The following is a 26,730-nucleotide window of genomic DNA, read 5'->3' on the forward strand; positions in this document are numbered from 1 at the left end:
CGTCCTCCTCAAGAAGGCGCTCGGACTTCGCGGGCGGGCGCGGCGGCGAACCGGGCGGGGTCGAACAGCTCGATGGGCTGCCCGGTGGCGCCGTCCAGCGCCAGGTCGGCGACGATCTCGCCGACCACGGGCACGAACTTGAAGCCGTGCCCGGAGAACCCGGCGGCGACGGTGACCGACCCGGGGTGCGCCGGATGGCGCGCGATGACGAAGTGCTCGTCGGGAGTGTTGGAGTACATGCAGGTGGCGGCCTTCAGGAAGCGGCCGGGGAGCGACGGGATCAGCTGGCCCACCTGTTCGGCCATCGCCGCGATCTCGTGGTGGTGGACCGTCCGCTCGATGGTCCGGGGCGTGCAGGGCGTGCCCTTGCGGAAGAAGGCCACCTTGGCCCCCAGCTCGGGCCCGTCGATCGCGGGGAAGCCGTACACCTGTACGCCCCGCGCGTCCTCCCAGATGTAGATCGGATGCCGGTCCGGCAGGAAGGGCCGTACGCCGCCGGTGGGCTGGAACCAGTACATGACCTGCCGTTCGACGTGGAACGGCACGCCCAGGTCGGTGAGCAGCTCCGGCGCCCACGCGCCGGGGCAGACCACTAGGTGGCCCGCCGTGTACGTGCCTTCGGCGGTGTGGACGCGCACGCCGCCCCGGCAGGGCTCCCAGCGCGTCATGGGCTCCTCGAAGCGCAGGTCGGCGCCGTCGCGCGTGGCGAGTTCCAGGTGGGCGGCCACCGTGCTCTCGGGGCGGACCAGGCCCGCCCGTGCCTCGTACAGCGCCACCTCGTCGTCGTCCGGGGTGAGGGTCGGGAACCGGCGGCGGATCTCTTTCGCGTCGAGCGTCTCGTGGGGCAGGTCCCACCGTTCGGCGGAGAGCAGCGAGCCGGCGACGGGGCGGCTTTCGGGCCGGCCGAGCATCACGCCGCCGCACAGGGTGGCGATCTCACGGCCCGTGTCCCGTTCGAGGCGCTCGTACAGCTCGTACGCGCGCAGCAGCAGCGGGACGTACGCGGGGTCCTCGAAGTAGGACTGCCGGGTGACGCGGGAGCCGCCGTGGCTGGAGCCGCGCCGGTGCGCGGGGCCGTACCGCTCCAGGCCGAGGACGCGGGCGCCGCGCGCGGACAGGTGGTGGGCGGCGGCGCCGCCCATGCCGCCGAGGCCGATCACGATCACGTCGTAGGTGGTGGGGGACACCGGGGCCTCCTGGCGGCTAGCGGCGGATGCGGGTCATCTCCGGGTCGAACAGGGGTTCCTCGGCGACCGTCGCGGGAACCTTCTCGCCGAAGTACTCGACGTCGACGCCCGTACCGGCCCTCAGGGGCGGCAGCCAGGCGTACGCGACACAGCGACCCAGCGTGTATCCGTACGAGGCGCTCGTGACGTACCCAGCCGGGGCGCCGTCGACGTACACGGGCTCTTTGCCGAGGACGACGGCGGCCGGGTCGTCGAGGAGCAGGGGCGTGAGCCTCCGCGCAGGCTCACCCAGCGCTGCCAGGGCGGCGCGGCCCACGAAGTCCCCCTTGTCCATGCGCACCGCGAAGCCGAGGCCCGCCTCGTAGGGGTTGTGTTCGGCGGTCATGTCGTGCCCCCACGCGCGGTACCCCTTCTCCAGGCGCAGGCTGTTGAAGGCGGACCGCCCGGCCGCGATCACCCCGTGCGCCCGCCCCGCCTCCCACAGCGTGTCCCACAGGCGCAGCCCCAGGTCGGCGGTGGTGTACAGCTCCCAGCCCAGTTCACCGACGTAGCTCAGGCGCATCGCGGTCACCGGGACGTGCCCGACCCAGGTCTCCTTGGCCCTGAAGTAGCCGAACCCCTGGTGCGAGAAGTCGTCCGGGGTGAGCGGCTGGACCAGCGCGCGGGCCGCAGGACCCCAGACACCGATGCAGCAGGTCCCCGAGGTGATGTCCCTGAGGTGGACGTCGGCCGGGGCATGCCGAAGGAGCCGGTCCAGGTCGGCGGGGGAGTTGGCGCCCACCTGGAAACGGTCGGGGGCCAGGCGTGCCACCGTCAGGTCGGAGCGGATGCCACCCGCCTCGTCGAGAAGGAGGGTGTAGGTGACGGCGCCGGGCCTCTTCGCGAGGTTGTTGCTGGTCATGCGCTGGAGGAAGGCGAGCGCACCGGGACCGGTGACCTCCAGCCGGCGCAGGGGCGTCATGTCGTACAGGGCCACCCCCTCGCGGGTGGCACGGGCCTCGGCCGCCACGGTCGGGGACCAGTGGCGCGCCGCCCAGGCGTCGCGCGCGGGCAGCGTGATCCCTTCGGCCAGGGGGGCGTTCGCCTCGTACCAGTGCGGGCGCTCCCAGGCGCCGCCCTCCAGGAAGACGGCGCCCAGCTCCCGCTGGCGGGCGTGGAAGGGGCTGACCCGTAGGGGGCGCGGCTCGTCCGGTGGCTGGAGCGGGTGGATGACGTCATAGACCTCCACGAACTGCCGGGCGGCCCGCTCGGCGACGTACGCGGGGGAGCGCTGGGCGTCCTCGAAGCGGGTCAGCTCGCATTCGTGCAGGTCGAGGGAGGGACGCCCGTCGACCATCCACTCGGCGACCGCTCTGGCGGCGCCCGCGGAGTGCGTCACCCACACCGCCTCGGCCAGCCAGAAGCCGCGCGGCGCACGGCACTCGCCGAGCACCGGCATGCCGTCCGGGGTGAAGGAGAAGACGCCGTTGAAGCCCTCCTCGATCTCGGTCCGCCCCAGCGCGGGAAGCAGCCACCGGCAGTCCTGCCAACTGGGCGCGAAGTCCTCCTCGGTGAAGGGGTACGACGACGGCATGCTCTCGGCGTCGTCGTAGGCGGGGACGCCGAACGGGTCGACGGGCAGCGGCCGGTGGGCGTACGAGCCGATGCCGATGCGGTCGGTGTGCTCCCGGAAGTACAGATCGCGGTCCTGGAAGCGCAGGATCGGCCGCGACGCCTCGGTGCGCGGGTCGTTGGCCCCGGCCTGCTCGGGCAGGGGCCGGGTGGTCGCGTACTGGTGGGCGAGCGGCAGCAGCGGCACGTCGACGCCCGCCATCCGCCCGATCACCGGGCCCCAGAACCCGGCCGCCGAGACGACGTGGTCGGCGGGGAAGGTGCCGCGGTCGGTGACGACGGCGCAGACCCGGCCGCCGTCCTGCTCGATGCCGGTCACGGTGTGGCGGTCCAGAAAACGTGCGCCACGCGCGCGTGCCCGCGCCATCTGCGCACGGCAGGCGGGAACGGCGCGGGCCAAGCCGTCGTCCGGTGTGTACAGACCGCCGTACAGCCGGCTCTCGTCCACCAGTGGCCACAGCTCCTTGCAGCGCGCGGGCCCGACGAGTTCGGCGCGGACGCCCCAGGAGGCGGCGAGACCGGCCCTGCGGTGCAACTCGGCCCAGCGCTCGGGCGTGGTGGCCAGTTCGAGGCCGCCCACGGGGTGGAAGCACGGAAGGCCGTCGACTTCGAGGGAGGTGAACTTCTCCACCGTGTACGTCGCGAACGCGGTCAGCGTTCTGGACGGGTTGGTCCGGAAGACCAGCCCGGGGGCGTGGGAGGTGGAGCCGCCGGGCGCGGGCAGCGGCCCCTGGTCGAGCACGGTGACGTCGGTCCAGCCGCGGGCGGTCAGCTCGTCCGCGAGCGAGCAGCCGACGATTCCGGCGCCGACGACGACCACACGGGGCCCCCGGCCCGGGAAGCGGCTCACAGGACCACCACCGAGCGCAGCACCTCACCGCGCCGCATCCGGTCGAAGGCCTCCTCCACCTCGTCCAGGGAGATCGTCTCGGAGACGAACCCGCCCAGGTCGAGCCGGCGGCTGAGGTACTGGTCCACCAGGATCGGGAAGTCCCGCGCGGGCAGGCAGTCGCCGTACCAGGACGACTTGAGGGCGCCGCCGCGCGAGAAGACATCGAGCAGCGGCAGATCGACCCTCATCTCCGCGTCGGGCACCCCCGCCTGGACCAGCACACCGGCGTGATCGCGCATGTAGAACGCCTGCTTGTACGTCGACGGGGTGCCGACCGCGTCGATGGCGACGTCGACCCCGTGCCCGCCGGTCAGCTCGTGGACGGCCGCGACGGGGTCGGTGCCACGGGAGTTGACGGTGTGCGTCGCGCCGAAACGGGTCGCCGCGTCCAGCTTCGCGTCGTCGATGTCGACGGCGATGACGCGCCGGGCCCCGGACAGGGACGCCCCGGCGATCGCGGCGCCGCCGACACCGCCGCAGCCGATGACCGCGACGGTGTCGCCGCGGCCCACCCCACCGGTGTGCACGGCCGCCCCGTACCCCGCCATCACGCCGCACCCGATCAGGCACGCCGCCTCGGGGCGCGCCGCCGGATCGACCCGCACCGCTTGACCTGCGGCGACCAGCGTCTTCTCGGCGAAGGCGCCGATACCGAGGGCGGGGCTCAGCGGCGTGCCTTCCTGGAGGGTCATCGGCTGCGCGGCGTTGCGGGAGTCGAAGCAGTACCAGGGGCGCCCGCGCCGACAGGAACGGCACGCACCACAGGGGGCGCGCCAGGCGATTACCACGTAGTCACCGGCGGCGAGGCCGACGACGTCCGCGCCCACCGCCTCGACGGTGCCGGCCGCCTCATGGCCGAGCAGGAACGGGAAGTCGTCGGTGATCGCGCCCTCCCGGTAGTGCAGATCCGTGTGGCAGACCCCGCAGGCCTGCACGGAGACGAGCACCTCTCCGGGACCGGGATCTGGCACGACGATCGTCCGCACCTCGACGGGTGCGCCCTTCTTGACGGCGACGGCGGCACGGACCTCGTGGGGCACGGCCAGACTCCTCTGCTGTTGCGCACGGCTCGGTGGCGTGGATACGTACGAAGGCAGATTCTGTTGCGTACTGCACGACCGGTTGCGCTATGAGAGACATAGTGGGAACGCCATCGAGAGGCCGTCAAGGGGGCGGTGCACCATCTGTCCGAAGCCGTGCCCCAGGACTCAGAAGCCGTAGCCCATCCGCCGGGACAGCTCCACGGACGCCGCGACCGTCCGCTTGGCCAGTTCGGTCAGGCGGTCCTCGGTCAGCCGGTACACCGGCCCCGACGTGCTGAGCGCCCCGATGACCTTGCCGTCGTGCGCCCGCACCGGCGCGGCGACGGCGGCGAGTCCCACCTCCAACTCCTCGACGGCGACGGCGAAACCCTGCCCGACCACGGCCTCCAGCTCGCCGCGCAACGCCACCGTGCCGGTCACCGTGTGCTCGGTCATGCGGGGCAGCGTGCGGGCGATGAGGCCCTCGCGCAGCGTCGTCGGCAGATGCGCGAGCAGCACCTTGCCGCTGGACGTGGCGTGCAGCGGGGTGCGGCGGCCGAGCCAGTTCTGCGCGGTCACCGAGGCGGGCCCGCGGGCCTGCATGATGTTGACGGCGGCGTCGTCGTCCAGGACCGCGATGTTGACGGTCTCGCCCAGCTCGTCCGCGAGTTCGCGGCAGACCGGGCCGCCCTCCTGGGAGATGTCCATGCGCACTGCCGCCGCCCCCGCGAGGCGCAGTACGCCGGCACCCAGGAAGTACTTCCCGCGGTCCTTGGCCTGGCCGACCAGGCCGCGGTTCTCCAGCACCCCGAGGAGCCGGAAGGCCGTCGACTTGTGGACGCCCAACTCGTCCGCGATATCCGTGACTCCGGCCTCGCCGTGCCGGGCGAGGATCTCCAGGACGCTCACGGCGCGGTCCACGGACTGCACCGAGCCGGCGGCCGCCTTCGGCTGTTTCGCTGTGCCGCTCATATGTCGACCCTCACCACCTCGCGGCCCTGTGAAGCCGCGTCTTCGGGAAGCCCTTGACGTGACGGGCGTCCCGACCGGACTCTGTTGCGTACAGCGCTCCCTCGTGCGCTATGTGAAACGTCATGCTATCGAAGGGTCTTGGCCCCCCGAAGGGGCGAGGACCGGGCCGAACGACACCAGAGGGGGGCCCATGATTTCCGTCTGCCGCCTCGAAGACCTCCCCGCGGGCGAGTCCGTCCGCCTCGACACCACGCCGCCCGTCGCGGTGTTCAACGCCGACGGCGAGCTGTTCGCCATCGACGACACGTGCAGCCACCAGGACGCGTCCCTGTCGGAGGGGTGGCTGGAGGGCTGCCTGGTGGAATGCCCCCTCCACGCCGCGGTATTCGACCTCCGCACCGGCCGCCCCACCGGCCCGCCCGCACGCCGCCCCGTCCGTACCCACCAGGTATACGTCGAGGACGGCATGATCCACGTGCGGCTGACGGCCACCGAGGAAGGGTCAGCCGCGTGAGAGCCGACGCGGGCCCCGCACGAATCCCGGAGGGCGTATACGAGCGTCCGCCGGCATGAGGACCGTCACCGTCACCGTGGCCGGTGCCTCACTCGTCGACCTGTCCGCGGCCCGGGAACTGCGTGCAGGGTTCGACCGGTGACGCGGGCGGGGCCAACTCGCCCTGCCTGATGACGAGGAGACGGCGGAGACGCCCGTAACCACCGCCCCACTCCTCACTCCTCAGGAGTGGGACAGCTGCCCCGCCCCTTCGCGCCTGCGCACGCGCACCCGTATAGGCGCCTTGCCGCGCTCGGCGGCCCGTTCCTGACGGCGGGCCCGGCGCCGCTCGCGCCGCAGCCGCCGTGCCGTACTGCTGGGCACGGACACCACCCCGTGCCGTTGGTTCCACACCTGGCGGGTCACCCACACGTCCAGGACGCCCCAGGTGGCCACGACCGTGCTGGCCACGCTGCTCAGGACCATGGGGAAGGAGAGCCAGGACCCCGCGAGGGCGGTGAGGAAGGCGACCATCGCCTGCACGAGGGTGACCGCCACGATGATCACGGCCCGTACGGCCGCCGTCCGCACCGGGTCCGGCAACCGCCGTCTGCGGGCGGGCTCCTCCACCCACAGCGGTGGGCGCGGCACCGACCGCTCCCGCGCCGGTGCGGCGACGGACTGCCGCGCCCGCTCGGTGGAACTCAGCCCGCGCGGCAAGGCACTTGGCCTCCCGGCCCCCTGCGGGGAGGCGCCCCGCGGGGAGGCACCCCGTGCCGCCGCCCATGCCGCCTCGTCGCTCCCAGACGCCCTGCGGCGCTCCGCCGTGCCCGTCATCTCGTCACTCCCCCCGCCGCTTCGCGGTCCTTCACGAACAACCCTCCGGTGAGGCCCTTCGACCCAACTCACCTGTGGCTGCCCGGTTTACTGCCCTTTATGTCACCCGCCCCACGGCCCACCCGCGGTCCGACCACTCTTCACCGTCTCTCCCTGACCGACGAACGAGAGATCGGAAAGATTCCCGTTCCGGTTCCGTGAAGCGAAGAGTTCCGGCCAACTGGCGTACCACGTAAGGCCGATGAGGCCCGGCGCGGAGCCCCACATGCTGGGACGCAATCTCCCGTAATGGGGGGACAACTAGGGACGTCCCTTTCTCGTCACGGCCGAAAAGCGTTCGGATGTGTCTTCGAGTTGCTCGGAGGTCAGTAGTAGGCTCGCGCCGTTTGTTGACGCACATGTGTGCCCCTGGCCCGTGCAACGGCCGCAGGGGCCGATCTGGGGGAGGCCATGCGCTTTCGCGGGAAGTCCATCCGCCGGAAGATCGTGGCACTGCTGCTCGTGCCGCTGGTTTCCCTGACCGCGATCTGGGGTTTCGCCACCGTCATCACCGGCCGCGAGGCGAGCGCCCTGCTCGACTCGGCCAACATCGTCGACAAGATCGGCTACCCCATCGAGGACACGGTCCGCGTGCTCCAGCAGGAGCGCCGCCAGACCCTCGTCCACCTCGCCGACCCGCGCGCCTCCGACGCCCTCGCGGCCCTGCGCCGCAGCCGTGACGTGACCGACGACATGATCGCCGAAGTCCGCGCGAACGCCGAGGACGAGGACGTCCGCGACAGCATCGACGGCAACTCCCGACAGCGGCTCGCCTCGCTCCTGGACGCCTTCGACGGCATCGAGTCGCTGCGCCGCACCGTCGAAGAGGGCACGGTCACCCGCGCGGGCGCCCTGAAGATGTACTCCAAACTGATTGACCCCTGCTTCAGCCTGCTCACCACCCTCAACGGCCTCGACGACGCCGGCCTCGATCAGCAGGGCCGCGCGCTGATCGGTGTCGCACGCGCGCGTGAACTGCTCGCACGGGAGGACGCGCTGCTCGCGTCGGCACTCGTCTCCGGCCGCGTCACCCGGGACGAGATCCGCCAGGTCGCCGAGCTGAGGGCCCAGCGCACCCTCTTGTACGAGGTGAACCTCCCGCCGCTGCCCGAGGACGAACGCGCCCGCTACGAGCGATACTGGAACGGCGCCGAGACGACCCAGCTGCGCAAGGCCGAGAAGGACGTCGTCCAGTCCGCGCCGGGCACCCCGCACGCGGTGACGTCCGCACACTGGGACGAGACGGCGGGCCGCACCCTCAAGGACCTCGCCCAGCGCGACGACGAGGCGAGCGACCGCTTCCAGGAACGCGTCGAGCCCGTCGCCGTCGGGGTGGTCGTGCGCGTCGTCCTCGCCGGCGTGCTCGGCCTGCTCGCGCTGCTGGTCTCGCTCTTCATGTCCGTACGCATCGGACGCGGCCTCATCCGCGACCTGCGCCGCCTGCGCCTGGAGGCCCACGAGGCCTCCGGCGTCCGTCTGCCCGGCGTACTGCGCCGCCTGGCGGCCGGCGAACAGGTCGACGTGGAGACCGAGGCGCCCCGGCTCACGTACGACAAGGACGAGATCGGACAGGTCGGGCAGGCCCTCAACACCCTGCAGCGCGCCGCCGTCGAGGCCACCGTCAAACAGGCGGACCTGCGGCGCGGCGTCTCCGAGGTCTTCGTCAACCTCGCCCGCCGCAGCCAGGTCCTGCTGCACAAGCAGCTCACGCTCCTGGACACCATGGAGCGCAGGACCGAGGACACCGACGAGCTGGCCGATCTCTTCCGGCTCGACCACCTGACCACCCGCATGCGGCGCCACGCCGAAGGCCTGGTGATCCTCTCCGGAGCCGCCCCGTCCCGGCAGTGGCGCAAGCCCGTCCAGCTCATGGACGTCGTGCGCGCCGCCGTCGCCGAGGTCGAGGACTACGAGCGCATCGAGGTGCGCCGCCTGCCCCGCATCGCGGTCACCGGCCCCGCCGTGGCCGACCTCACGCACCTGCTGGCCGAACTCCTGGAGAACGCCACGGTGTTCTCGCCCCCGCACACCGCCGTGCAGGTCCTCGGCGAGCACGTGGCCAACGGCTTCACCCTGGAGATCCACGACCGGGGACTCGGCATGGCCGCCGACGCCCTCCTCGACGCGAACCTCCGCCTCGCCGAGACCCCCGAGTTCGAACTGTCCGACACCGACCGGCTCGGCCTCTTCGTCGTCAGCCGGCTCGCGCAGCGCCAGCGGGTCCGCGTCTCCCTCCAGCCCTCTCCGTACGGCGGCACGACCGCCGTCGTCTTCATCCCCGAGGCCCTTCTCACCGACGACGTGCCCGACACCGCCGGCGCCGGTTTCCGCCTCGACCGGTCCCGGACCAGGGAGACCGTGCCCAGCACGGACGAGGCGGCCGACCGCGCGGCGGCCCTGGCCCAGGTGCCCGTGCGGCTCCCCGGCCTGCCCGCCTCCGTGCTCGACGGCCCGGTGGAACTGGAGGCGCCCGTCGGCATGGGGGACCTCGACCCCTTCCCCGGAGCACTCGGCGACGACGACAGCGAGCGCGGCGACCTCTTCCGCCCGCGCCGCCGGGTGGCGGGCACACCCGGCGAACAGCACCAGCAGGCCCGCGACGACCACGAGACGGGCCGCCCCGAGCCGACCCGCCGCGACCTGACCCCGGCCCGCCCCTCGGCGCGCCCCGAGTCCTCCGCCCGCCCCGGCGACGACCTCGCCGACGCCCGCTTCGCCGAGGACCGCCTCTCCGCGGGGCCCGTACCGCTGCCGCGCCGCAGGACCCCGAAGCTGGTCAGCTCGCACGGGCGCCCCGTGACCCACACCCGGCCGCAGGACAACGGCCGGCCCCAGGCCGGCACGGCCGAGGACGACGCCCCGCGGCCCCCGGCACCCCGGCAGCGCCCCACCTGGCCCGACCTGTCACCGCCGCACCAGGACGCCACCACCGCCGACCCGGCGCCCGAACTGCCCCGGCGCTCCCGCCGTACCGGCCCGCAGGGCGGCGCCGCCCCCGGCCGCGGCACCCGGGAGGACGCCCCGACGACCGACCCGGGCGGACTGCCCCGCCGCGTCCGGCAGGCCAGCCTCGCCCCGCAGTTGAAGGACGGCCCCGACCGCCGCTCCGACCGCCCCGGGACCCGGCCGGAGGAGCGCGACGCGGAAGAGGTACGCAGCCGCATGGCCTCCCTCCAGAGGGGCTGGCAGCGCGGCCGCGACGAGAACGCCGCCGGGGACGACGCCACGGACGGCACAGCACCAGGAACGACATCTGAGGGGAACGGTCGATGACCGCACCGAAGGCCGACGCACACACCATCACGAACGGGGGGCCGGGCGAGCTGAACTGGCTCCTGGACGACCTGGTGCAGCGCGTCGCCGGCATCCGAAAGGCGCTCGTGCTCTCCGGCGACGGCCTGCCCACCGGCGTGTCCAAGAACCTGACGAGGGAGGACAGCGAGCACCTCGCCGCCGTCGCCTCCGGGTTCCACAGCCTCGCCAAGGGCGTGGGCCGGCACTTCGAGGCGGGCAGGGTCCGCCAGACCGTGGTCGAGCTGGACGACGCGTTCCTCTTCGTCACGGCCGCGGGCGACGGCAGCTGCCTCGCCGTCCTCGCGGAAGCCGACTCCGACGTCGGCCTCGTCGCCTACGAAATGACGCTGCTGGTCAAGAGGGTGGGTGTGCATCTGGGTACGGCACCGCGCACGGACCTGCCCGCGGGAGGGTAGTGGGAGGGCATGAGCCACGACGGTCGAGGGACGCAGAGAACGAAGGCACTGCGCGGGATACCCGGACGAGCGGGGGTGCCGGGGCTGCCCCGGCACCGGGGCACGGCGCCACGGCAGGCGGCGCCCCGGGAGACGCCGGGGCAGGAGACGCCCCGCTGGTTCGACGACGACGCCGGCCCCGTCGTACGCCCGTACGCCATGACGCGCGGCCGTACCACGAGCCCCGCCCAGCACCGCCTCGACCTCATCGCGGTCGTCATGGCGGGGGAGCGGGCCGCAGCCGATCCGGAGGCGGACCAGAGGCTGTCCCCGGAGCACGTGGACATCGTGGAGCTGTGCCGGGACGCGCCGCAGTCCGTCGCCGAACTCGCGGCCGAACTGGACCTGCCCGTCGGTGTGATCCGCGTGCTCATCGGTGACCTGGTGGACGACGAACTGGTGCACGTGACCCGGCCCGTCCCCCCGGCCGAACTGCCGGACGAGAGCATCCTGCGCGATGTGATCAGCGGCCTGCGAGCCCTTTGAACGGCGCGTGGGGGTGGCCGGGCCCGGCCACCCATCCGTGAGCGAGACCCCTGGCGGCGGCGGATACGGACCGGCCCCGCGTGACACCACTGATCCAGGAGAAGTGAGCGATGATCTTCCGGCGTACTGAGCGCGGCAAGGCCGCCGTCGAGCCGGTCACCCTGAAGATCCTGGTGGCGGGAGGCTTCGGCGTCGGCAAGACGACCCTCGTCGGCGCGGTCAGCGAGATCAAGCCGCTGCGCACCGAGGAGACCCTGAGCGAGGCCGGCCGGCCCGTCGACGACACCCGCGGTGTCGCGGGCAAGCGCACCACCACCGTGGCCATGGACTTCGGCCGCATCACCCTGCGCGAGGACCTCGTCCTGTACCTCTTCGGCACACCGGGGCAGGACCGCTTCTGGTTCCTGTGGGACGAACTGGCGACGGGGGCGCTCGGCGCGGTGGTCCTCGCCGACACCCGCCGCCTGGAGGACTGCTTCGCCGCCGTCGACTACTTCGAGCGGCGCTCCATACCGTTCGTCGTCGGCGTCAACTGCTTCGAGGGCGCCTCCCGTTACCCCGCGGAGGTCGTCAGGCAGGCCCTCGATCTCGACGACAGGGTGCCTGTCGTGCTCTGCGACGCGCGTGATCGGGAGTCCGTCAAGGACGTCCTCATCGACGTCGTGGAACACGCGATGGCGGCGGCCGCGGCGGCCAGGGAGCCGGCGACGACGTGACAGGCCCCTCCGCCACGTAGTCAGGTCCTTGTCTTACGTGGTGGCCCGGGGGCACGGCCCGTACCCCCGCCGACCGGGGTACGGGCCGTGGCTCGCTCGGCTCAGCCTTCGCCGTCCTCCAGCCAGCCGAAACTCCGCTCCACCGCCTTGCGCCAGTGGTGGTACTCCTTGTCCCGCGTGGCCGCGTCCATCCGCGGCGACCACTCCACGTCCCGCTGCCAGTGCGCCTTCAGCTCGTCGAGGTCGTGCCACACCCCGGTCGCGAGCCCTGCCGCGTAGGCGGCGCCCAGGCACGTCGTCTCGGACACCTTCGGCCTGATCACCGGCACCCCGAGGACATCGGCCTGATGTTGCATCAGCAGATTGTTCTTCGTCATGCCGCCGTCCACCTTGAGGGTCGTGATCCGCACCCCGGAGTCCTGGTACATGGCGTCGACCACTTCACGGGTCTGCCAGCTGGTGGCCTCCAGGACCGCGCGCGCGAGGTGCGCCTTGGTGACGTACCGGGTGAGCCCCGTGACGACACCGCGCGCGTCCGAGCGCCAGTACGGCGCGTACAGCCCGGAGAAGGCGGGCACGATGTACGCCCCGCCGTTGTCGTCCACGCTCTGGGCGAGGGTCTCGATCTCGTCGGCGTGGCGGATGATGCCGAGTTGGTCGCGGAACCACTGCACCAGGGCGCCGGTGATCGCGATCGACCCCTCCAGGCAGTACACGGGCGCCTCGGAGCCGATCTTGTAGCCCATGGTCGTGAGCAGCCCGTTCTTCGAGGGAACGGGCCGGTCGCCGGTGTTCAGGAGCAGGAAACTGCCCGTGCCGTACGTGTTCTTGGCCGTCCCCGTGTCATAGCAGGCCTGCCCGAACACCGCCGCCTGCTGGTCGCCGAGCGCGGAGGCGACGGGCACCCCGGAGAGCTGCCCCACGGCCGTGCCGTACACCTCGGACGACGACCTGATCTCCGGCAGCATCGCCTCCGGGATGTCCATCGCCGACAGGATCGACTGCTCCCACTGGAGCGTTTGGAGGTTCATCAGCATGGTGCGGCCCGCGTTGGTGACGTCGGTGACGTGCTTGCCGCCGTCCGTGCCGCCCGTGAGGTTCCAGATCAGCCAGGAGTCGATGGTGCCGAACGCGATCTCGCCCCGCTCGGCGCGCGCCCGCAGCCCCGGCACGTTGTCCAGCAGCCAGGCCGCCTTGGGCCCGGAGAAGTAGCTGGCGAGCGGCAGCCCCGTCTGTTCGCGGAAGCGGTCCTGGCCGTCCGTGCCGCCCAGGTCGTCGCAGAGCCCCGAGGTACGGGTGTCCTGCCAGACGATCGCGTTGTGCACGGGCTTGCCCGTGGCGCGGTCCCACAGGACCGTCGTCTCGCGCTGATTGGTGATGCCGAGGGCGCTCACCTGGTCGGCGCGGAGCCCGGCCTTGGCGATCGCCCCCGCGACCACCGCCTGCACCTTGGACCAGATCTCGGTGGCGTCGTGCTCCACCCAGCCGGGCTTGGGGAAGATCTGGCGGTGCTCGCGCTGGTCCACGGCGACGATCGCGCCGCCCTGGTCGAAGATGATGCAGCGGCTGGAGGTGGTGCCCTGGTCGATGGCGGCGACGAACTTCCCGGAGCTGTCCGGCATGGCTACTCCTTGGTGGGAGGACTCAGAAGGCTGCGTTGTAGATGAGGCCCGCGAGGGCGCCGCCGATCAGCGGCCCGGCCACCGGAACCCAGGCGTAGCTCCAGTCGGACGTGCCCTTGCCGGGGATCGGCAGGAACGCGTGCACGATGCGCGGACCGAGGTCGCGCGCCGGGTTGATGGCGTAGCCCGTGGGACCGCCCAGGGACAGACCGATGCCGACGACGAGGAAGGCCACGATCAGCGTCTGCGTGCCGGACTCGCCGAGGCCCTTGGTGAGCCCGAAGGCCAGGACCGGCAGCACCAGCGCGACGGTGGCGATGACCTCGGTGATGACGTTGGCGACCGGGTTCCTGATCTCCGGGATGGTCGAGAAGATGCCGAGTGTCGGTGTCGGCTCGTGCGCGCCGGTCACCTTGTCCTTGACGCCTCGCGCGCCGTTGGCGTTGAACTGCGCCAGGTACACGAGGTAGGCGAGCACGGCGCCGAGCATCGCGCCGACCAGCTGGCCGAGCACGTAGACCCAGACCTTGCCCCACTCGCCGGTGTCGATGGCGATGCCGAGCGTGACGGCCGGATTGAGGTGCCCACCGGAGAGCGGCCCCGCCGTGTAGGCGCCCGCGAGCACTCCGAAACCCCATCCGAAGGCGATGACGACCCACCCGGAGGTCTTCGCCTTCGAGTGGCTGAGCGTGACGGCGGCGCACACGCCGGCGCCGAGCAGAATCAGGATCGCGGTGCCGATGACCTCACCGACGAAGATGTCCCCGTTCGAGTACATGGCGGCTCCTAGGCCCTCGCCCGGGGCAGTGCGCCCCGGTACTCCGTGCAGGGTGCGTTTCCCACGGCCGGTGCCTGGATACGACCGGCTGACGCAGCCGGGGGCAGGGAGTATCCCGCGCCCTGCCCGGCGTCCGTGCAAGCGTGCCGTGGCAGTCCCATCGCCCATGGGGGATGACCTGGTGACCAGGTCCTGCGTGCGGACCTTTCGCACGCGCAGAGGCTCTGTGCGCGCGTGGAGCCGAGGTGCGGCGACGCCGACTGACACCGGAAGTGTTCACCGGCGGTGATGGAGCGTCAAGGTCGCGGACGGCACCGGTTAACCGGTGGGACACCTTCCCCCGGAGCGTCCCGGGAGCGGATCAGCGCACCGCGACGACCGCCGACCCGTGGCCGAAAAGCCCCTGGTTCGCAGTCAGCCCCACGCGCGCGCCCGCGACCTGCCGAGGTCCGGCGGCGCCCCGCAACTGCCAGGTGATCTCGCAGACTTGCGCGAGCGCCTGCGCCGGCACGGCCTCACCGAAGGACGCGAGCCCGCCACTGGTGTTCACGGGCACGCGCCCGCCGATGGCCGTCACCCCGTCCCGCAGCAGCTTCGCCCCCTGGCCCTCGCCGCAGAGCCCGAGGTCCTCGTACCACTGCGGTTCGAGAGCGGTGGACAGGTCATACACCTCCGCCACGGATATGTCCTCGGGACCGATGCCCGCCTCTTCGTAGGCCGCTCGCGCGATGGACGCCCGGAACGTCTCGGCGGCGGGCGCCACGACCGCCGCGGAGTCCGTGGCGATGTCCGGCAGGTCCAGTGCCGCGCTCGGATAGGTCGGCGTCACCGTGGAGACCGCGCGGACGCGCACCGGGTCCGGCGCGCCGTGCCGCCGGGCGAACTCCATGCTGGACAGCACCAGGGCGGCCGCTCCGTCCGACGTGGCGCAGATGTCGAGCAGCCGCAACGGATCGGCGACGACCGCCGAGGCGGCGACCTCCTCGGCCGTGACGGCCTTGCGGTAGCGGGCGTACCCATTGAGGGCGCCCATCGCCGCGTTCTTCACCTTGACCTGGGCGAAGTCCTCCAGTGTGTCGCCGTGCACCGCCATCCGGCGGCGGGCGTAGAGCCCGAAGTACGCCGGGTTGGTCGCACCGAGGACGCGGAACCGCAGCCAGTCGGGGTCATCGGGCCGATCACCGCCGGCGGGCCGGAAGAACCCCTTGGGCGCCGCGTCGGCCCCGACCACCAGGACCACGTCGGCCATACCGGCGAGGATCTGGGTCCGTGCGACGGCGATCGCCTGGGCGCCGGACGCGCACGCCGCGTACACGCTCGCCACCCGCGCCCCCTGCCAGCCGAGCGCCTTGGCGAACGTCGCCCCGGCGACATGACCCGGATAGCCGCCACGGACCGTGTCGGCGCCCACGATCGAACCGACGTCCCGCCAGTCGACCCCGGCGTCCGCGAGGGCGGCGCGCGCCGCCACCACCCCGTACTCGACGAAGCCGCGCCCCCACTTCCCCCAGGGGTGCATGCCCGCGCCGAGCACCGCCACCTCGCCGCTCATGCGCCCACCTCCACGGGCCGCCAGTGCCAGGTCGTCCAGATCGTCGCCTCGTCCTCGTGGAGCACGCCGGGGACGACCTCCACCTCCATGCCCACCTCCAGGTCGGTGACCGAGACGCCGGGAGCCGCCTGCCCGAGCACCACCATGCGCTCCGCCTCCAGCTCCACAGCGATCAACGTGTACGGGCGCCAGGGAAGTTCCGGGTCGGACACATAGGGCGCGGGCGGGCGGTAGCGCCCGTCGGTGTACGACCAGACGCGCCCGCACCGGGACAGCGGCACCTCGACGAGATCACCGCCCGAGCAGCCGGGATTGCGGCAGTAGGCGTCCTCACGCGGGAAGAAGACACAGGCGCAGACCGAGCAGCGCGTCCCCAGCAGACGAAAACTCTCACCCTCCCCGGCGAACCAGTCGGCCACTACGGGGGTGCGCGTACGCGACAAGACTCCTCCACAGCGCTTGAACTGACGAGTCGTCAGGAGTGTGCCACGGGCAGCCGGATTTCGTGAGGGGAGCGGCAGCCGGAGACCGCGAGATCCGATGGCCACACAGGCCGGCACCGGGGGAACCGGACAGCCCGCTTTCGCGTCCGAGTATCGGAGAGGGCGACCGGGACCGACGGGGGTGGCCCCGGTCGCCCTCTCGTGCGCCGCGCGCGCCGCCCGTCAGCGCCCCGTCAGCGATCGCCGTGAGACGGGGAAGTCGAAGTACGTGTCGGGAAACAGCTCGGGCTTGTGGGTGAAGTGCCACCACTCCTCGGGAAGGTTGACGAACCCCGCCTCGGACAGCGCGCCCCTCAGCAGCTCGCGGTGGGCCCGCTGCTGCCCGCTCACGCGTGGATCGTCCGTGTGCGACAGCGTGTCGAAGCAGTCGAACCCCGTCCCCATGTCCACGGAGTTGTCCGGGAAGCGCTCGCTCCGGGGTGCGTGACACGGCGCCAGCGGCTCGCCGGGCACGTACGGACGCGTCGGCTGGGCCGGCAGCCTCACGACGGTCAGATCCACCGTCGAACCGCGGCTGTGCCCGGACTTCTCCGCGATGTACCCGTCCGCGAACAGCCGCGACTTGTCGACATGGGGATAGAACTCCGCCTTCATGCGCTCGTCACCCAGATCCTTGGCCCACCGCACGAACTGGTCCACGGCCCGCTGCGGCCGATAGCAGTCGTACACCTTCAGGGAGTAACCCTTGCGCAGCAACGAACGCTGCGCCTTGTGCAGCGCCTTCGCCGCGGGCGCCGTGAGGATGCACATCGGCTTCTTGTAGCCGTCTATGGGCTCGCCCACGAAATTGTGGGGCGTGATGTAGCGCATCTCCTGGATGATCGTCGGGTCGACGTCGCGCAACGCCACGAACTCCTTCGGAGCCTTCGGCTCCGGTCTGGCGTACGCGGGGGAGGGGACCGCCGCCACAGCCAGCAGAGCGGCGGTAGCGGCGGCGAGGGCACGCAGAACAGGGGCAAATGCTGTCATGCCCCTGCGTCTACCAGGATCACCCCCGACCAGGGAAGACCGACGCCGGGGAGATCGGATACAGTCCGCGGCGTGTCCGCATCCCCACACCTCACCAACTCCGCCCCGGGCTCCCACTGTTCGAGCTGCGGAGCGCCCTACGAAGACCAGCTTTCCGGCTGGCCCCGCACCTGCGCCGCCTGCACCACCGTGGCCTACCGCAATCCCCTTCCCGTGGCAGTGGCCCTCCAGCCCGTGTACGACACCCAGGGCACCGGCCTGGTCGTCGTGACCCGCACCATCGCCCCCGCGCTCGGCGGCATCGCCCTGCCCGGCGGTTTCATCGACGACCGGGAGGACTGGCGGCACGCCGTCGTGCGCGAGCTGAAGGAGGAGACTGGCATCAGCGCCCAGAGCCGCGACATCCGCCTGATCGACGCGGCCAGCGACCCCAAGGGCCATCTCCTGATCTTCGGCCTGCTCCCCGAACGCCCGGCCGCCGACCTGCCGGCCTCCGTGGCGACGGACGAGACCGAGGGCTGGCACATACTGCGCCGCCCCGCCGAACTGGCCTTCCCGCTCCACACCCTGGCGGCACGCGCGTGGTTCGAGGGCCGCTACATCTGACCCCCGCCCAGCACTCCCCACCGCGGCGGCGGCCGCGCCAGGCCGCGGCGGGGACCGAGCGGCGACCCGGGGCGCGCCGACCCCCCGGGCGGGCCGCCGCAGGGGAACCAGCCGCACCCGAGACCAGACCGTGCACGGGAACTGGCCGTGGCCGGTACCGAGCCGCGCGTCCCGGATGCAACCGAGTCGCAGCTGGAACCAAGCCGCGTCCCGGGCCGAGCCGCGTCCCGGGCCGAGCCGTGTCCCGGACCGAGCCCCAACCGGAAATCAGCCGCAGCCGAAACCGCACCGTGCGGCCCCTACGCCGCCCCCGTCCTACCCCTCGGCGAGCCCGAGCCCCCGCACCCGCACCGGCCGCCCCGGTGCCACCCGCCCCTCCTCGCCGCCGTCCCTCTCGACGACCACACGCCCCGCGCTCCACCGCGTCGTGAACCTCTCGACCTCCGGCTCCTCCCACCCGTCACCGGCGTCGGCGATCACCAGACCGCTCCCCGTACGCCCCTCGGCCGGCGCCCACGCCTCCAGTTCGAGGCCGCCGTCACGCCCCCGCACCGGCAGCACCGTGCCCGCCCGCGCGAACACCGGAATACGCGACAGCGGCGCCTCCACCCGCACCTGGCCGGGACCCGCGTACGTCTTTCCGGTCGCCGTGTCGTACCACCGCCCCGGCGGCAACCGCACCGCACGCTGCCGCACGCCGCTCTCCAGTACTGGCGCCACCAGCAAGGAATCCCCGAGCAAGAACGCGTCCCCGCACTCGCGCAGCGCCCTGTCCTCGGGACAGCCCCACCACAAAGGCCGCACATAAGGCGCCCCCGTCCGCCGGGCCAACTGGGCGAGCGTCACGAAATACGGCAGCAGACGCCTGCGCTCCAGGAGCGTCACGCGCGCGTGCCCCAGCACTTCCGCACCGAGCTCCCAGGGCTCGCGCCGACCGCCTCCCACACCCGCGCGCGTACGGAACAGGGGCAGATACGCCCCCAGTTGCAACCAGCGCAGATACAGCTCCGGAGACGGGCTGTCGTCGATCCCGCCCACATCAGGACCGGAGTACGGCACACCGCACAGCCCGAGCCCCAACACCAGCGACAGCGCGGCCCGCAGCCCCGGCCAGTCCGTCGACACGGCGCCGGACCACGCCCCTCCGTAGCGCTGCATCCCCACCCACCCGGAACGCGAGAACAAGAAGGGCCGCTCCTCGGGAAGCACCTCCCGCAGCCCTTCGTAGGCGGCACGAGCCATCGCCAGCCCGTACACGTTGTGGGCCTCCCGGTGATCCCCGCCCCGCCCCTCCAGCGAATGCCGCGCCGAACGCGGCAGCGTCGCCTCCCCGAACGCGGCGAACGACACCGGCTCGTCCATGTCGTGCCAGAAACCCGAGAACCCCTGGTCGAGCCGCTCCTCGTAGAGACGGCCCCACCACTCCCGCACGCGTGGCCCGGTGAAGTCCGGATACAGCACATCGCCGGGCCACGCGACACCGCGCACCCGGCGCCCCGCCGCGTCCCGTACGAACACGTCGGCCGCCACCCCGCTGTCGTACGCCCCGACACCCGGCCCGGCCTTCACCGCCGGACCCACGACCGACACGAGCCGAGTCCCTTCCCTGCGCAGCTCGTCCGCGAACTGCGGCAGCTTCGGGAAGCGCTCCTTGTCGACCGTGAACACCTGATGCGCCTCACCGTGCGCGATGCCCAGATGCAAGGCGTCCAGCGGCAACCCGTGCTCTTGGTGGCCCGCGGCGATCCGCCGCACCTCCTCCTCGCCGCCGGGCCCCCGCCACGCGCGATGGTGCCCGAGAGCCCACGACGGCGGCAGCGCGGGCGGACCCGTCAGCGACGCCCAGGTGTGCAGCACGCGCGCGGGAGTGCCGACCATCGCCCAGCACCGCAGCGGCCCGCCCGCCATCCGCACCTCGCACGAGCCGCCCCGGTCATGTCCCGACCCGGCCCCCTCCTGCCCCTCCCGGACCAGGACCTCGCCCTCCCACGTGTTGTCGTGGAAGACCAGATGCGTACCGGCGTCGGCCACCACCACCTGCACCGGCATCGTGATGGACAGCGGATCGTCCCCCGCCCCGAAACCGCCCCCCGGATCGGTGTTCCACAACCGGTACGCCCCGTCCCGCAGCCGAGGCCCGCCGGCCCGTTCCCCGAGTCCAAAGAACCGCGCGTCGGCCGACACCTCCGACCGCTGCACCCAGCGGGCCACACCCCCCTCGGGCGACTCCCACCAGCGCGGCGGCAGATCGCGCCGCAGCATCACCCCGCCCGGGGTGCGCAGTTCGACGGCGCCCTGACGCGACACGACCACCGTCGCCCGCTCCGACACCACCCGCCAGCCGCCCGCCTTGTCGGGCTCCAGGACCGCCCGCGGATCCGCCTCCGGACTCACGCCCCGCAACCCGTACGACGGCTCGGGCCCCGCGCCGTCCCACCCCCAGAACACGGCGCCACCGGACGTCACCCGCACCCGCAGCTCGGACCGCGCGAACCGCACCACCCCACCGCCCGGCCCCGGCTCCACCTTCACCACGGGGCCGGGCACCCGCGCCCGCTCCCCACCCCGAGAGGCGGGCCCCGTCGCATCCGCCCGCCATCTGCGCCACGACGAACACACCGTGCGCAACCCCCGCGCCGTGTTGACCATGCCGACCGCCTTCACCGAACGCACCAGGTCACGACCGCTCATGCCGCTCACCCTGCCACCGAGAACACCGCCCATGTGGTGCGTTCAGCTGCCGTTCACCTACGGCCGGGCGCACAACGGCCGGACCGACCGCGCGGAGCACACCCTGGTGCGGAAGTCGATCACGTGGCATCGTCCCTTTCAGCCGTGTCCACGCGCACACCCAGCACGTGCGCACTCCACACGCATACGACGCGTACAGTCCGGGAGCCGCCCCATGACGTCCTCAGCGAACCCTGCGCCGCTCTGGCAGCCGAGCCCGGAGAGGATCGCCGCAGCACAGGTCACCCGGTTCCAGGCCTGGGCCGCCGAGCACCACGGCGCGCCGGCCGACGGGGGCTACGAAGCGCTGCACCACTGGTCGGTGACCCACCTCGAGACGTTCTGGAAGGCCGTCACCGACTGGTTCGACGTCCGCTTCACGACCCCCTACGCGCGCGTGCTGGGCGACCGCTCCATGCCCGGCGCCCAGTGGTTCCCCAGCTCCACCCTCAACTACGCCGAGCACGCCCTGCGCGCGGCCGAGGACCCCGCGCGCGCGGACACCCCGGCCCTCCTGTACGTCGACGAGAGTCACGACCCGCGGCCCGTCACCTGGGCCGAACTGCGCCAACAGGTCGGCTCCCTGGCCGCGGAACTGCGCGCGCTCGGCGTGCGCCCCGGCGACCGCGTCAGCGGCTACCTGCCGAACATCCCCCAGGCCGTCGTCGCGCTCCTGGCCACCGCCGCCGTCGGAGCCGTCTGGACCTCCTGCGCCCCCGACTTCGGCGCCCGCAGCGTCCTGGACCGCTTCCAGCAGGTCGAACCGGTCGTCCTGTTCACCGTCGACGGCTACCGCTACGGGGGCAAGGAACACGACCGCCGCGACACCGTCGCCGAACTCCGCTCCGAACTGCCCGGCCTCCGCGCGGTCGTCCACATCCCGCTGCTCGGCACCGACGCCCCCGAAGGCGCCCTGGAGTGGTCCGCCCTCACCGCGGCCGACGTGGCACCCGTCTTCGAAGCGGTGCCCTTCGACCACCCCCTGTGGGTGCTGTACTCCTCCGGCACCACCGGCCTGCCCAAGGCCATCGTCCAGTCCCAGGGCGGCATCCTCGTCGAGCACCTCAAACAGCTCGGCCTGCACTGCGACCTCGGCCCCGACGACCGCTTCTTCTGGTACACCTCGACCGGCTGGATGATGTGGAACTTCCTCGTCTCCGGCCTCCTGACGGGCACCACCATCGTCCTGTACGACGGCAGCCCGGGCTACCCCGAGACGGGCGCCCAGTGGCGCGTCGCCGAGCGCACCGGAGCCACCCTCTACGGCACCTCGGCCGCCTACGTCATGGCCTGCCGCAAGGCGGACGTCCACCCGGCCCGCGACTTCGACCTCTCCCGCGTCAAGTGCGTCGCGACGACCGGCTCCCCCCTGCCGCCCGACGGCTTCCGCTGGCTCCACGACGAGTTCGCGGACACCCCCGGCGGCCTGTGGACGGCATCGGTCAGCGGCGGCACGGACGTCTGCTCCTGCTTCGCCGGCGCCGTCCCCACGCTCCCCGTCCACATCGGCGAACTCCAGGCCCCCTGCCTCGGCACGGACCTCCAGTCCTGGGACCCCCAGGGCAAGCCGCTCACCGACGAGGTCGGCGAACTGGTCGTCACCAACCCCATGCCCTCCATGCCCATCCACTTCTGGAACGACCCGGAGGGCACCCGCTACCACGACAGCTACTTCGACACCTACCCCGGCGTCTGGCGCCACGGCGACTGGATCACCCTCACCTCACGCGGCTCCGTGATCATCCACGGCCGCTCCGACTCCACGCTCAACCGCCAGGGCGTCCGCATGGGCTCCGCCGACATCTACGAAGCCGTCGAGCGCCTGCCCGAGATCTGCGAATCCCTCGTCATCGGCATCGAGGAGCCCGACGGCGGCTACTGGATGCCGCTCTTCGTCCACCTCGCGCCGGGCGCACGGCTCGACGACGCCCTGCGCGACCGCATCAAGCGGATCATCCGCGAGCAGCTCTCCCCGCGCCACGTCCCCGACGAGGTCATCGAGGTGCCCGGCATCCCGCACACCCTCACCGGCAAGCGCATCGAGGTCCCGGTCAAGCGCCTCCTGCAAGGCACACCGCTGAGCAAGGCGGTCAACCCCGGCTCGGTCGACGACCTCGACCTCCTCCACTTCTACGAGGACCTCGCCCGCAAGCGCCGCTGAGCCGTCTCCCCGCAGCTCAGCGCCGTTGTCAGTGCCCATGATTACTCTGAGTGAGCATTGATCGACCGAGTGCAGGGGGAACCATGGCGCACACCCGAAACGACACGATGCGACGTGCTCTGCGCCGCGAAGTCGCCGGAACCATCGGCCTGCTGGCCGACGAGGAGGACTTCGCGGCGATGCGTCGCTACCGCACCTTCGCCTTCGACGACCACGACATCTACCTCCAGCAGGTCGAAGCCCTGCTCAAGACCCTCGCCTCGCAGGGCAGGCACACCACCCTCACCCTCTTCGACCCCGAGGAGTACGAGGAGTACTGCGCGCAGACCGGCCTGGACCCCGACACCCCCGCCAGCCGCACCCGCTTCACCGCGGAACTGGCATCGGGCGGCCCCACCGTGCCCTACGACGGCCAGCCCCTCGCCGACCTCCTGCCCGACCTGGTCGACCAGGCGGTCCGACAGGCGACCTGGGAGTACGCGACGATGGTGCTCGCCCGCTCCGGTCCCTGCGCCACCTGCGGCGAGGACATCGGCCGCGCCGCGTTCGCCCGCGCATCGGAACTGATCACCCGCGCCCTCCACGCCGCGGGCCCGGGCATCCGGCACCTGGTGTGCAGCGTGCCCTCCGACGCCGAGACCCTCCTGGCCGCGCTGCACGTGGAAGTCGACGAGGACGGCAGCGCCCGGCTCGACGACACCGAGGCACTGGAGTTCGCCACGGTCCTCGCGGTCGGCATCGCCACCCACCGCCCGGCGGGCATGGTGCTGCGTTGCATCGCCGAAGGCACCCGCGACCGCGTCCAGGGCTGGCGCATGAGCGGCGGACGACTCCAGCCCCTCACCGCCGCCGAGGTCTTCGACGCGTACTGCACCGACGCCATCTCGGGAGACCTCGTGGCCCCCGAATCCGGCGTCGACTACTGCGCGGCACCCGACCTCGAGGACGACGGACCGGAAAGGGGCCACACGCACTGAACGCCGAAGGGGGCGTCCCACCGGCTCGGTGGAACGCCCCCTGCGGGAGCAAACGGGCTGTACGCCTACGCGCTACTCGCCCGAGAGGACCGCCTGCGCGGCCTTGCGGGCCTCCTCGGCGGTGTCCGCGGCACGGGCCGCCGAGGCGGCACGCTCGCACTGGGCCAGCGTGTACTTGCCGAGCGTCGCCCGCACGTAGGGAATGGACGCCGCACCCATCGACAGAGAGGTGACCCCCAGACCGGTCAGCACACACGCGAGCAGCGGGTCGGACGCGGCCTCGCCGCACACGCCGCAGCTCTTGCCCTCGGCCCTCGCCGCCTCCGCCGACATCGCGACCAGGTCGAGCAGCGCGGGCTGCCACGGGTCCTGCAGCCGCGACACGGCCCCGACCTGCCGGTCGGCCGCGAAGGCGTACTGCGCGAGGTCGTTGGTGCCGAGCGAGAGGAACTCGACCTCCTGCAGGATCGAGCGCGCCCGCAGAGCCGCCGACGGGATCTCCACCATCGCGCCGAACTTCGCCCGCAGCCCGGCCTCGCGGCACGCGTCCGCGAAGGCCTTGGCGTCGGTGCGGTCCGCGACCATGGGAGCCATGACCTCCAGGTACACCGGCAGCCCCTCGGCGGCCTTGGCCAGCGCGGTCAGCTGAGTGCGCAGCACCTCCGGGTGATCGAGCAGCGTCCGCAGACCCCGCACGCCCAGCGCCGGGTTCGGCTCGTCGCCCGGCGTCAGGAAGTCGAGCGGCTTGTCCGCACCGGCGTCCAGGACCCGCACGACCACACGGCCCTCGGGGAAGGCCTCGAGAACCTTGCGGTACGCCTCGATCTGCTTCTCCTCGGACGGCGCCTTGGTGCTGTCGTCGAGGAAGAGGAACTCGGTACGGAAGAGACCGACGCCCTCGGCACCCGCCTCGACGGCCGCCGGCACATCGGCGGGACCACCGACGTTGGCGAGCAGCGGCACCTTGTGCCCGTCGGACGTGGCGCCCGGCCCGGTCGACGCGGCGAGCGCGGCCTTGCGCTCGGCGGCGGCGGCCGCCAGCTGCTCCCGCTTCTCCGTGCTCGGGTCCACGAAGATCTCACCGGTGCTGCCGTCGACGGCCACGACCGTGCCCTCGGCGAGCTCACCGGCACCCGGCAGCGCGACGACGGCGGGCACACCGAGCGCCCGCGCGAGGATCGCGCTGTGGCTGGTCGGGCCGCCCTCTTCCGTGACGAAGCCGAGCACCAGCGCCGGGTCGAGCAGAGCCGTGTCCGCGGGCGCCAGGTCCCGGGCGATCAGTACGTACGGCTCGTCGCTGTCCGGCACACCCGGCATCGGGACACCGAGCAGCCGCGCGACGATGCGATTCCGCACGTCGTCGAGGTCGGCCACGCGCCCGGCCATGTACTCACCGGCGCCGGCCAGCAGTTCACGGTAGTGGGAGAACGCGTCGTAGACCGCGCGCTCGGCCGTGCTGCCGACGGTGATGCGCCGGTCGACGTCGGACATGAGCTCCGGGTCCTGAGCGATCATGGCCTGCGCCTCGAGCACCGCCTGGGCCTCGCCGCCGGCCAGATTGCCGCGTGCATTCAGGTCGGCCGCCACAGCTTCCACGGCCTGGCGGGCGCGCCCCTGTTCGCGCTCGGCCTCCTCCGCGGGAATCTGCTTGGCCGGCGGCTCGAGAACCGCCGTGCCCATGTGCCGAACCTCGCCGATCGCCACACCGTGGCTCACACCGACGCCTCGCAGCGTTGTCTCCATCTCACCCGTCTCCGATAGTGCGGCGGGCGAAGCCGCCGCGTTGATTGTGCTGAGCGCCGTCGGTGACGGCGATGACGTCACTTCCAGGAGAAGAGCGCGTCGCCGGTCTTCACGTCGCCGTCCTCGACCAGAGCGGAGAGGGACTCGGCCGTGGCTTCGAGGGCCACGACGGGGCACACGGGGGACTTGCCGGCGGCCTCGACCGCGGCGGGGTTCCAGCGCACCACGGCCTGGCCGCGCTGCACGGTGTCCCCCTTGTTGACGAGGAGCTCGAAGCCCTCGCCATTGAGCTGCACCGTGTCGATGCCGAGGTGCGTCAGGACGCCGTGACCCTGATCGTCGACCACCACGAAGGCGTGGGGGTGCAGAGAGACGATGATGCCGTCCACGGGGGACACGGCCTCGGAAGCCTCGCGCACGGGATCAATGGCCGTACCAGGGCCGACCATGGCACCTGAGAAGACGGGATCCGGTACTGCGGACAGTCCAATGGCGCGTCCTGCAAGCGGGGACGAAACACTGGTCATGGCATGCCTCCCAGGGGGTGGAGATTCGTAGCCGCCGTCGCTGCCTGTCCTGGACGACGCGCTGATCAGAAGCGTAAGTCATAAGAAGTCCCGGTTCCGCACGACAGATCCCGGTTGACGGACGTAGGGGCGCAGCACAAACGATTTGCGCCCGCCCGTGCGGCGATGTAGAGTCGGACTCTGCCTGAGGTCGTGGGACGCGGTTCAGCGTCCCGGCTCGGCGACATCCTTCACGACAGATCCTATCCCTGAGTCTGGTTCCGCATGCCGCGGTGACCGTGGTCAGAGAGTCGAATGAGATCTGATAATGTCGGAGCCGCCGGAAAGGGAAACGCGAAAGCCGAAAGGCCGGAGCGGGAACCGGAAAGGCGCCGAGGAAATCGGACACGAAAGAGTCTGATAGAGTCGGAAACGCAAGAACAAAAGAAACACCGAAGGGAAGCGCCCGGAGGAAAGCCCGATAAGGGTGAGTACAAAGGAAGCGTCCGTTCCTTGAGAACTCAACAGCGTGCCAAAAGTCAACGCCAGATATGTTGATACCCCGGCTCACTTCGGTGA

At 72.0% G+C, this 26,730-nt stretch carries 21 protein-coding genes; 8 read left to right on the plus strand and 13 right to left on the minus strand.

Features of this window, described 5'->3' with window-relative positions:
- Positions 1-8: 8 nt before the first annotated feature.
- From solA to ACZ516_RS26200, 4 genes are all read right to left on the minus strand, one after another.
- Positions 9-1,187, minus strand: coding sequence for an N-methyl-L-tryptophan oxidase (gene solA, locus ACZ516_RS26185; protein ID WP_469011809.1), 1,179 nt, complete (start codon positions 1,185-1,187; stop codon positions 9-11).
- 16 nt (positions 1,188-1,203) lie between these two features.
- Positions 1,204-3,648, minus strand: coding sequence for a GcvT family protein (locus ACZ516_RS26190; RefSeq protein ID WP_469011811.1), 2,445 nt, complete (start codon positions 3,646-3,648; stop codon positions 1,204-1,206).
- Complete coding sequence (locus ACZ516_RS26195; protein ID WP_469011813.1) at positions 3,645-4,730, minus strand: S-(hydroxymethyl)mycothiol dehydrogenase; 1,086 nt, start codon at positions 4,728-4,730, stop codon at positions 3,645-3,647. The genes ACZ516_RS26190 and ACZ516_RS26195 overlap by 4 nt, the downstream gene beginning before the upstream one ends.
- 168 nt (positions 4,731-4,898) lie before the next feature.
- Positions 4,899-5,684: an IclR family transcriptional regulator gene (locus ACZ516_RS26200; protein ID WP_358585230.1), complete on the minus strand. Its 786-nt coding sequence runs from the start codon at positions 5,682-5,684 to the stop codon at positions 4,899-4,901.
- Between the two features lie 190 nt (positions 5,685-5,874).
- Here ACZ516_RS26200 and ACZ516_RS26205 point away from each other — a divergent pair, with 190 nt between their 5' ends.
- Positions 5,875-6,198, plus strand: coding sequence for a bifunctional 3-phenylpropionate/cinnamic acid dioxygenase ferredoxin subunit (locus tag ACZ516_RS26205; RefSeq protein WP_361078441.1), 324 nt, complete (start codon positions 5,875-5,877; stop codon positions 6,196-6,198).
- Between the two features lie 222 nt (positions 6,199-6,420).
- Here ACZ516_RS26205 and ACZ516_RS26210 read toward each other — a convergent pair whose 3' ends face one another.
- A complete protein-coding gene (locus tag ACZ516_RS26210; RefSeq protein WP_469011815.1) occupies positions 6,421-7,014 on the minus strand; it encodes a hypothetical protein in 594 nt (197 codons plus the stop codon).
- 450 nt (positions 7,015-7,464) lie between these two features.
- Between ACZ516_RS26210 and ACZ516_RS26215 the strand changes: the two genes are divergently transcribed.
- The 4 genes from ACZ516_RS26215 to ACZ516_RS26230 all read left to right on the plus strand — a co-directional run bounded on the left by ACZ516_RS26215 (position 7,465) and on the right by ACZ516_RS26230 (position 12,004).
- Positions 7,465-10,326, plus strand: coding sequence for a nitrate- and nitrite sensing domain-containing protein (locus ACZ516_RS26215; protein WP_469011816.1), 2,862 nt, complete (start codon positions 7,465-7,467; stop codon positions 10,324-10,326).
- Entirely contained in the window at positions 10,323-10,763 is a 441-nt protein-coding gene (locus ACZ516_RS26220) for a roadblock/LC7 domain-containing protein (protein ID WP_358585222.1), read from the plus strand. Before ACZ516_RS26215 ends, ACZ516_RS26220 begins: the two co-directional genes overlap by 4 nt.
- Before the next feature lie 84 nt (positions 10,764-10,847).
- Positions 10,848-11,288, plus strand: a complete 441-nt coding sequence (locus ACZ516_RS26225) for a DUF742 domain-containing protein (RefSeq protein WP_361079196.1) — start codon at positions 10,848-10,850, stop codon at positions 11,286-11,288.
- 110 nt (positions 11,289-11,398) lie between these two features.
- Positions 11,399-12,004: a GTP-binding protein gene (locus ACZ516_RS26230; protein ID WP_358585220.1), complete on the plus strand. Its 606-nt coding sequence runs from the start codon at positions 11,399-11,401 to the stop codon at positions 12,002-12,004.
- A 101-nt stretch (positions 12,005-12,105) separates the two neighbouring features.
- Here the strand turns inward: ACZ516_RS26230 and glpK are convergent, their stop codons facing one another.
- The 5 genes from glpK to ACZ516_RS26255 all read right to left on the minus strand — a co-directional run bounded on the left by glpK (position 12,106) and on the right by ACZ516_RS26255 (position 17,428).
- Positions 12,106-13,626, minus strand: coding sequence for a glycerol kinase GlpK (gene glpK, locus ACZ516_RS26235; protein WP_361078431.1), 1,521 nt, complete (start codon positions 13,624-13,626; stop codon positions 12,106-12,108).
- A 22-nt stretch (positions 13,627-13,648) separates the two neighbouring features.
- Positions 13,649-14,404 (minus strand): MIP/aquaporin family protein, encoded by a 756-nt coding sequence (locus ACZ516_RS26240; protein ID WP_469011818.1) that lies wholly within the window; start codon positions 14,402-14,404, stop codon positions 13,649-13,651.
- 361 nt (positions 14,405-14,765) lie between these two features.
- The gene (locus ACZ516_RS26245; protein WP_361078428.1) at positions 14,766-15,956 is read right to left on the minus strand and encodes a lipid-transfer protein; all 1,191 of its coding nucleotides are present in this window, start codon (positions 15,954-15,956) and stop codon (positions 14,766-14,768) included.
- Complete coding sequence (locus tag ACZ516_RS26250; RefSeq protein WP_361078425.1) at positions 15,953-16,399, minus strand: Zn-ribbon domain-containing OB-fold protein; 447 nt, start codon at positions 16,397-16,399, stop codon at positions 15,953-15,955. The genes ACZ516_RS26245 and ACZ516_RS26250 overlap by 4 nt, the downstream gene beginning before the upstream one ends.
- 222 nt (positions 16,400-16,621) lie before the next feature.
- Complete coding sequence (locus ACZ516_RS26255) at positions 16,622-17,428, minus strand: M15 family metallopeptidase (RefSeq protein WP_469011819.1); 807 nt, start codon at positions 17,426-17,428, stop codon at positions 16,622-16,624.
- A 72-nt stretch (positions 17,429-17,500) separates the two neighbouring features.
- Here ACZ516_RS26255 and ACZ516_RS26260 point away from each other — a divergent pair, with 72 nt between their 5' ends.
- Positions 17,501-18,034 (plus strand): NUDIX domain-containing protein, encoded by a 534-nt coding sequence (locus tag ACZ516_RS26260; protein WP_469011821.1) that lies wholly within the window; start codon positions 17,501-17,503, stop codon positions 18,032-18,034.
- 315 nt (positions 18,035-18,349) lie between these two features.
- Here ACZ516_RS26260 and ACZ516_RS26265 read toward each other — a convergent pair whose 3' ends face one another.
- The gene (locus ACZ516_RS26265) at positions 18,350-20,725 is read right to left on the minus strand and encodes a glycoside hydrolase family 31 protein (RefSeq protein WP_469011823.1); all 2,376 of its coding nucleotides are present in this window, start codon (positions 20,723-20,725) and stop codon (positions 18,350-18,352) included.
- A gap of 214 nt (positions 20,726-20,939) precedes the next feature.
- Here ACZ516_RS26265 and ACZ516_RS26270 point away from each other — a divergent pair, with 214 nt between their 5' ends.
- Both ACZ516_RS26270 and ACZ516_RS26275 read left to right on the plus strand, forming a co-directional pair.
- The gene (locus ACZ516_RS26270; protein WP_469011824.1) at positions 20,940-22,925 is read left to right on the plus strand and encodes an acetoacetate--CoA ligase; all 1,986 of its coding nucleotides are present in this window, start codon (positions 20,940-20,942) and stop codon (positions 22,923-22,925) included.
- Positions 22,926-23,008: 83 nt separating this feature from the next.
- The gene (locus tag ACZ516_RS26275; RefSeq protein ID WP_469011825.1) at positions 23,009-23,902 is read left to right on the plus strand and encodes a hypothetical protein; all 894 of its coding nucleotides are present in this window, start codon (positions 23,009-23,011) and stop codon (positions 23,900-23,902) included.
- 72 nt (positions 23,903-23,974) lie between these two features.
- Here the strand turns inward: ACZ516_RS26275 and ptsP are convergent, their stop codons facing one another.
- Positions 23,975-25,645, minus strand: a complete 1,671-nt coding sequence (ptsP, locus tag ACZ516_RS26280; RefSeq protein ID WP_361078407.1) for a phosphoenolpyruvate--protein phosphotransferase — start codon at positions 25,643-25,645, stop codon at positions 23,975-23,977.
- A gap of 77 nt (positions 25,646-25,722) precedes the next feature.
- Positions 25,723-26,172, minus strand: a complete 450-nt coding sequence (locus ACZ516_RS26285; protein ID WP_361078404.1) for a PTS sugar transporter subunit IIA — start codon at positions 26,170-26,172, stop codon at positions 25,723-25,725.
- Positions 26,173-26,730 lie beyond the last annotated feature (558 nt).

It is taken from the genome of Streptomyces sp. NPDC034037 (genome assembly GCF_055575715.1).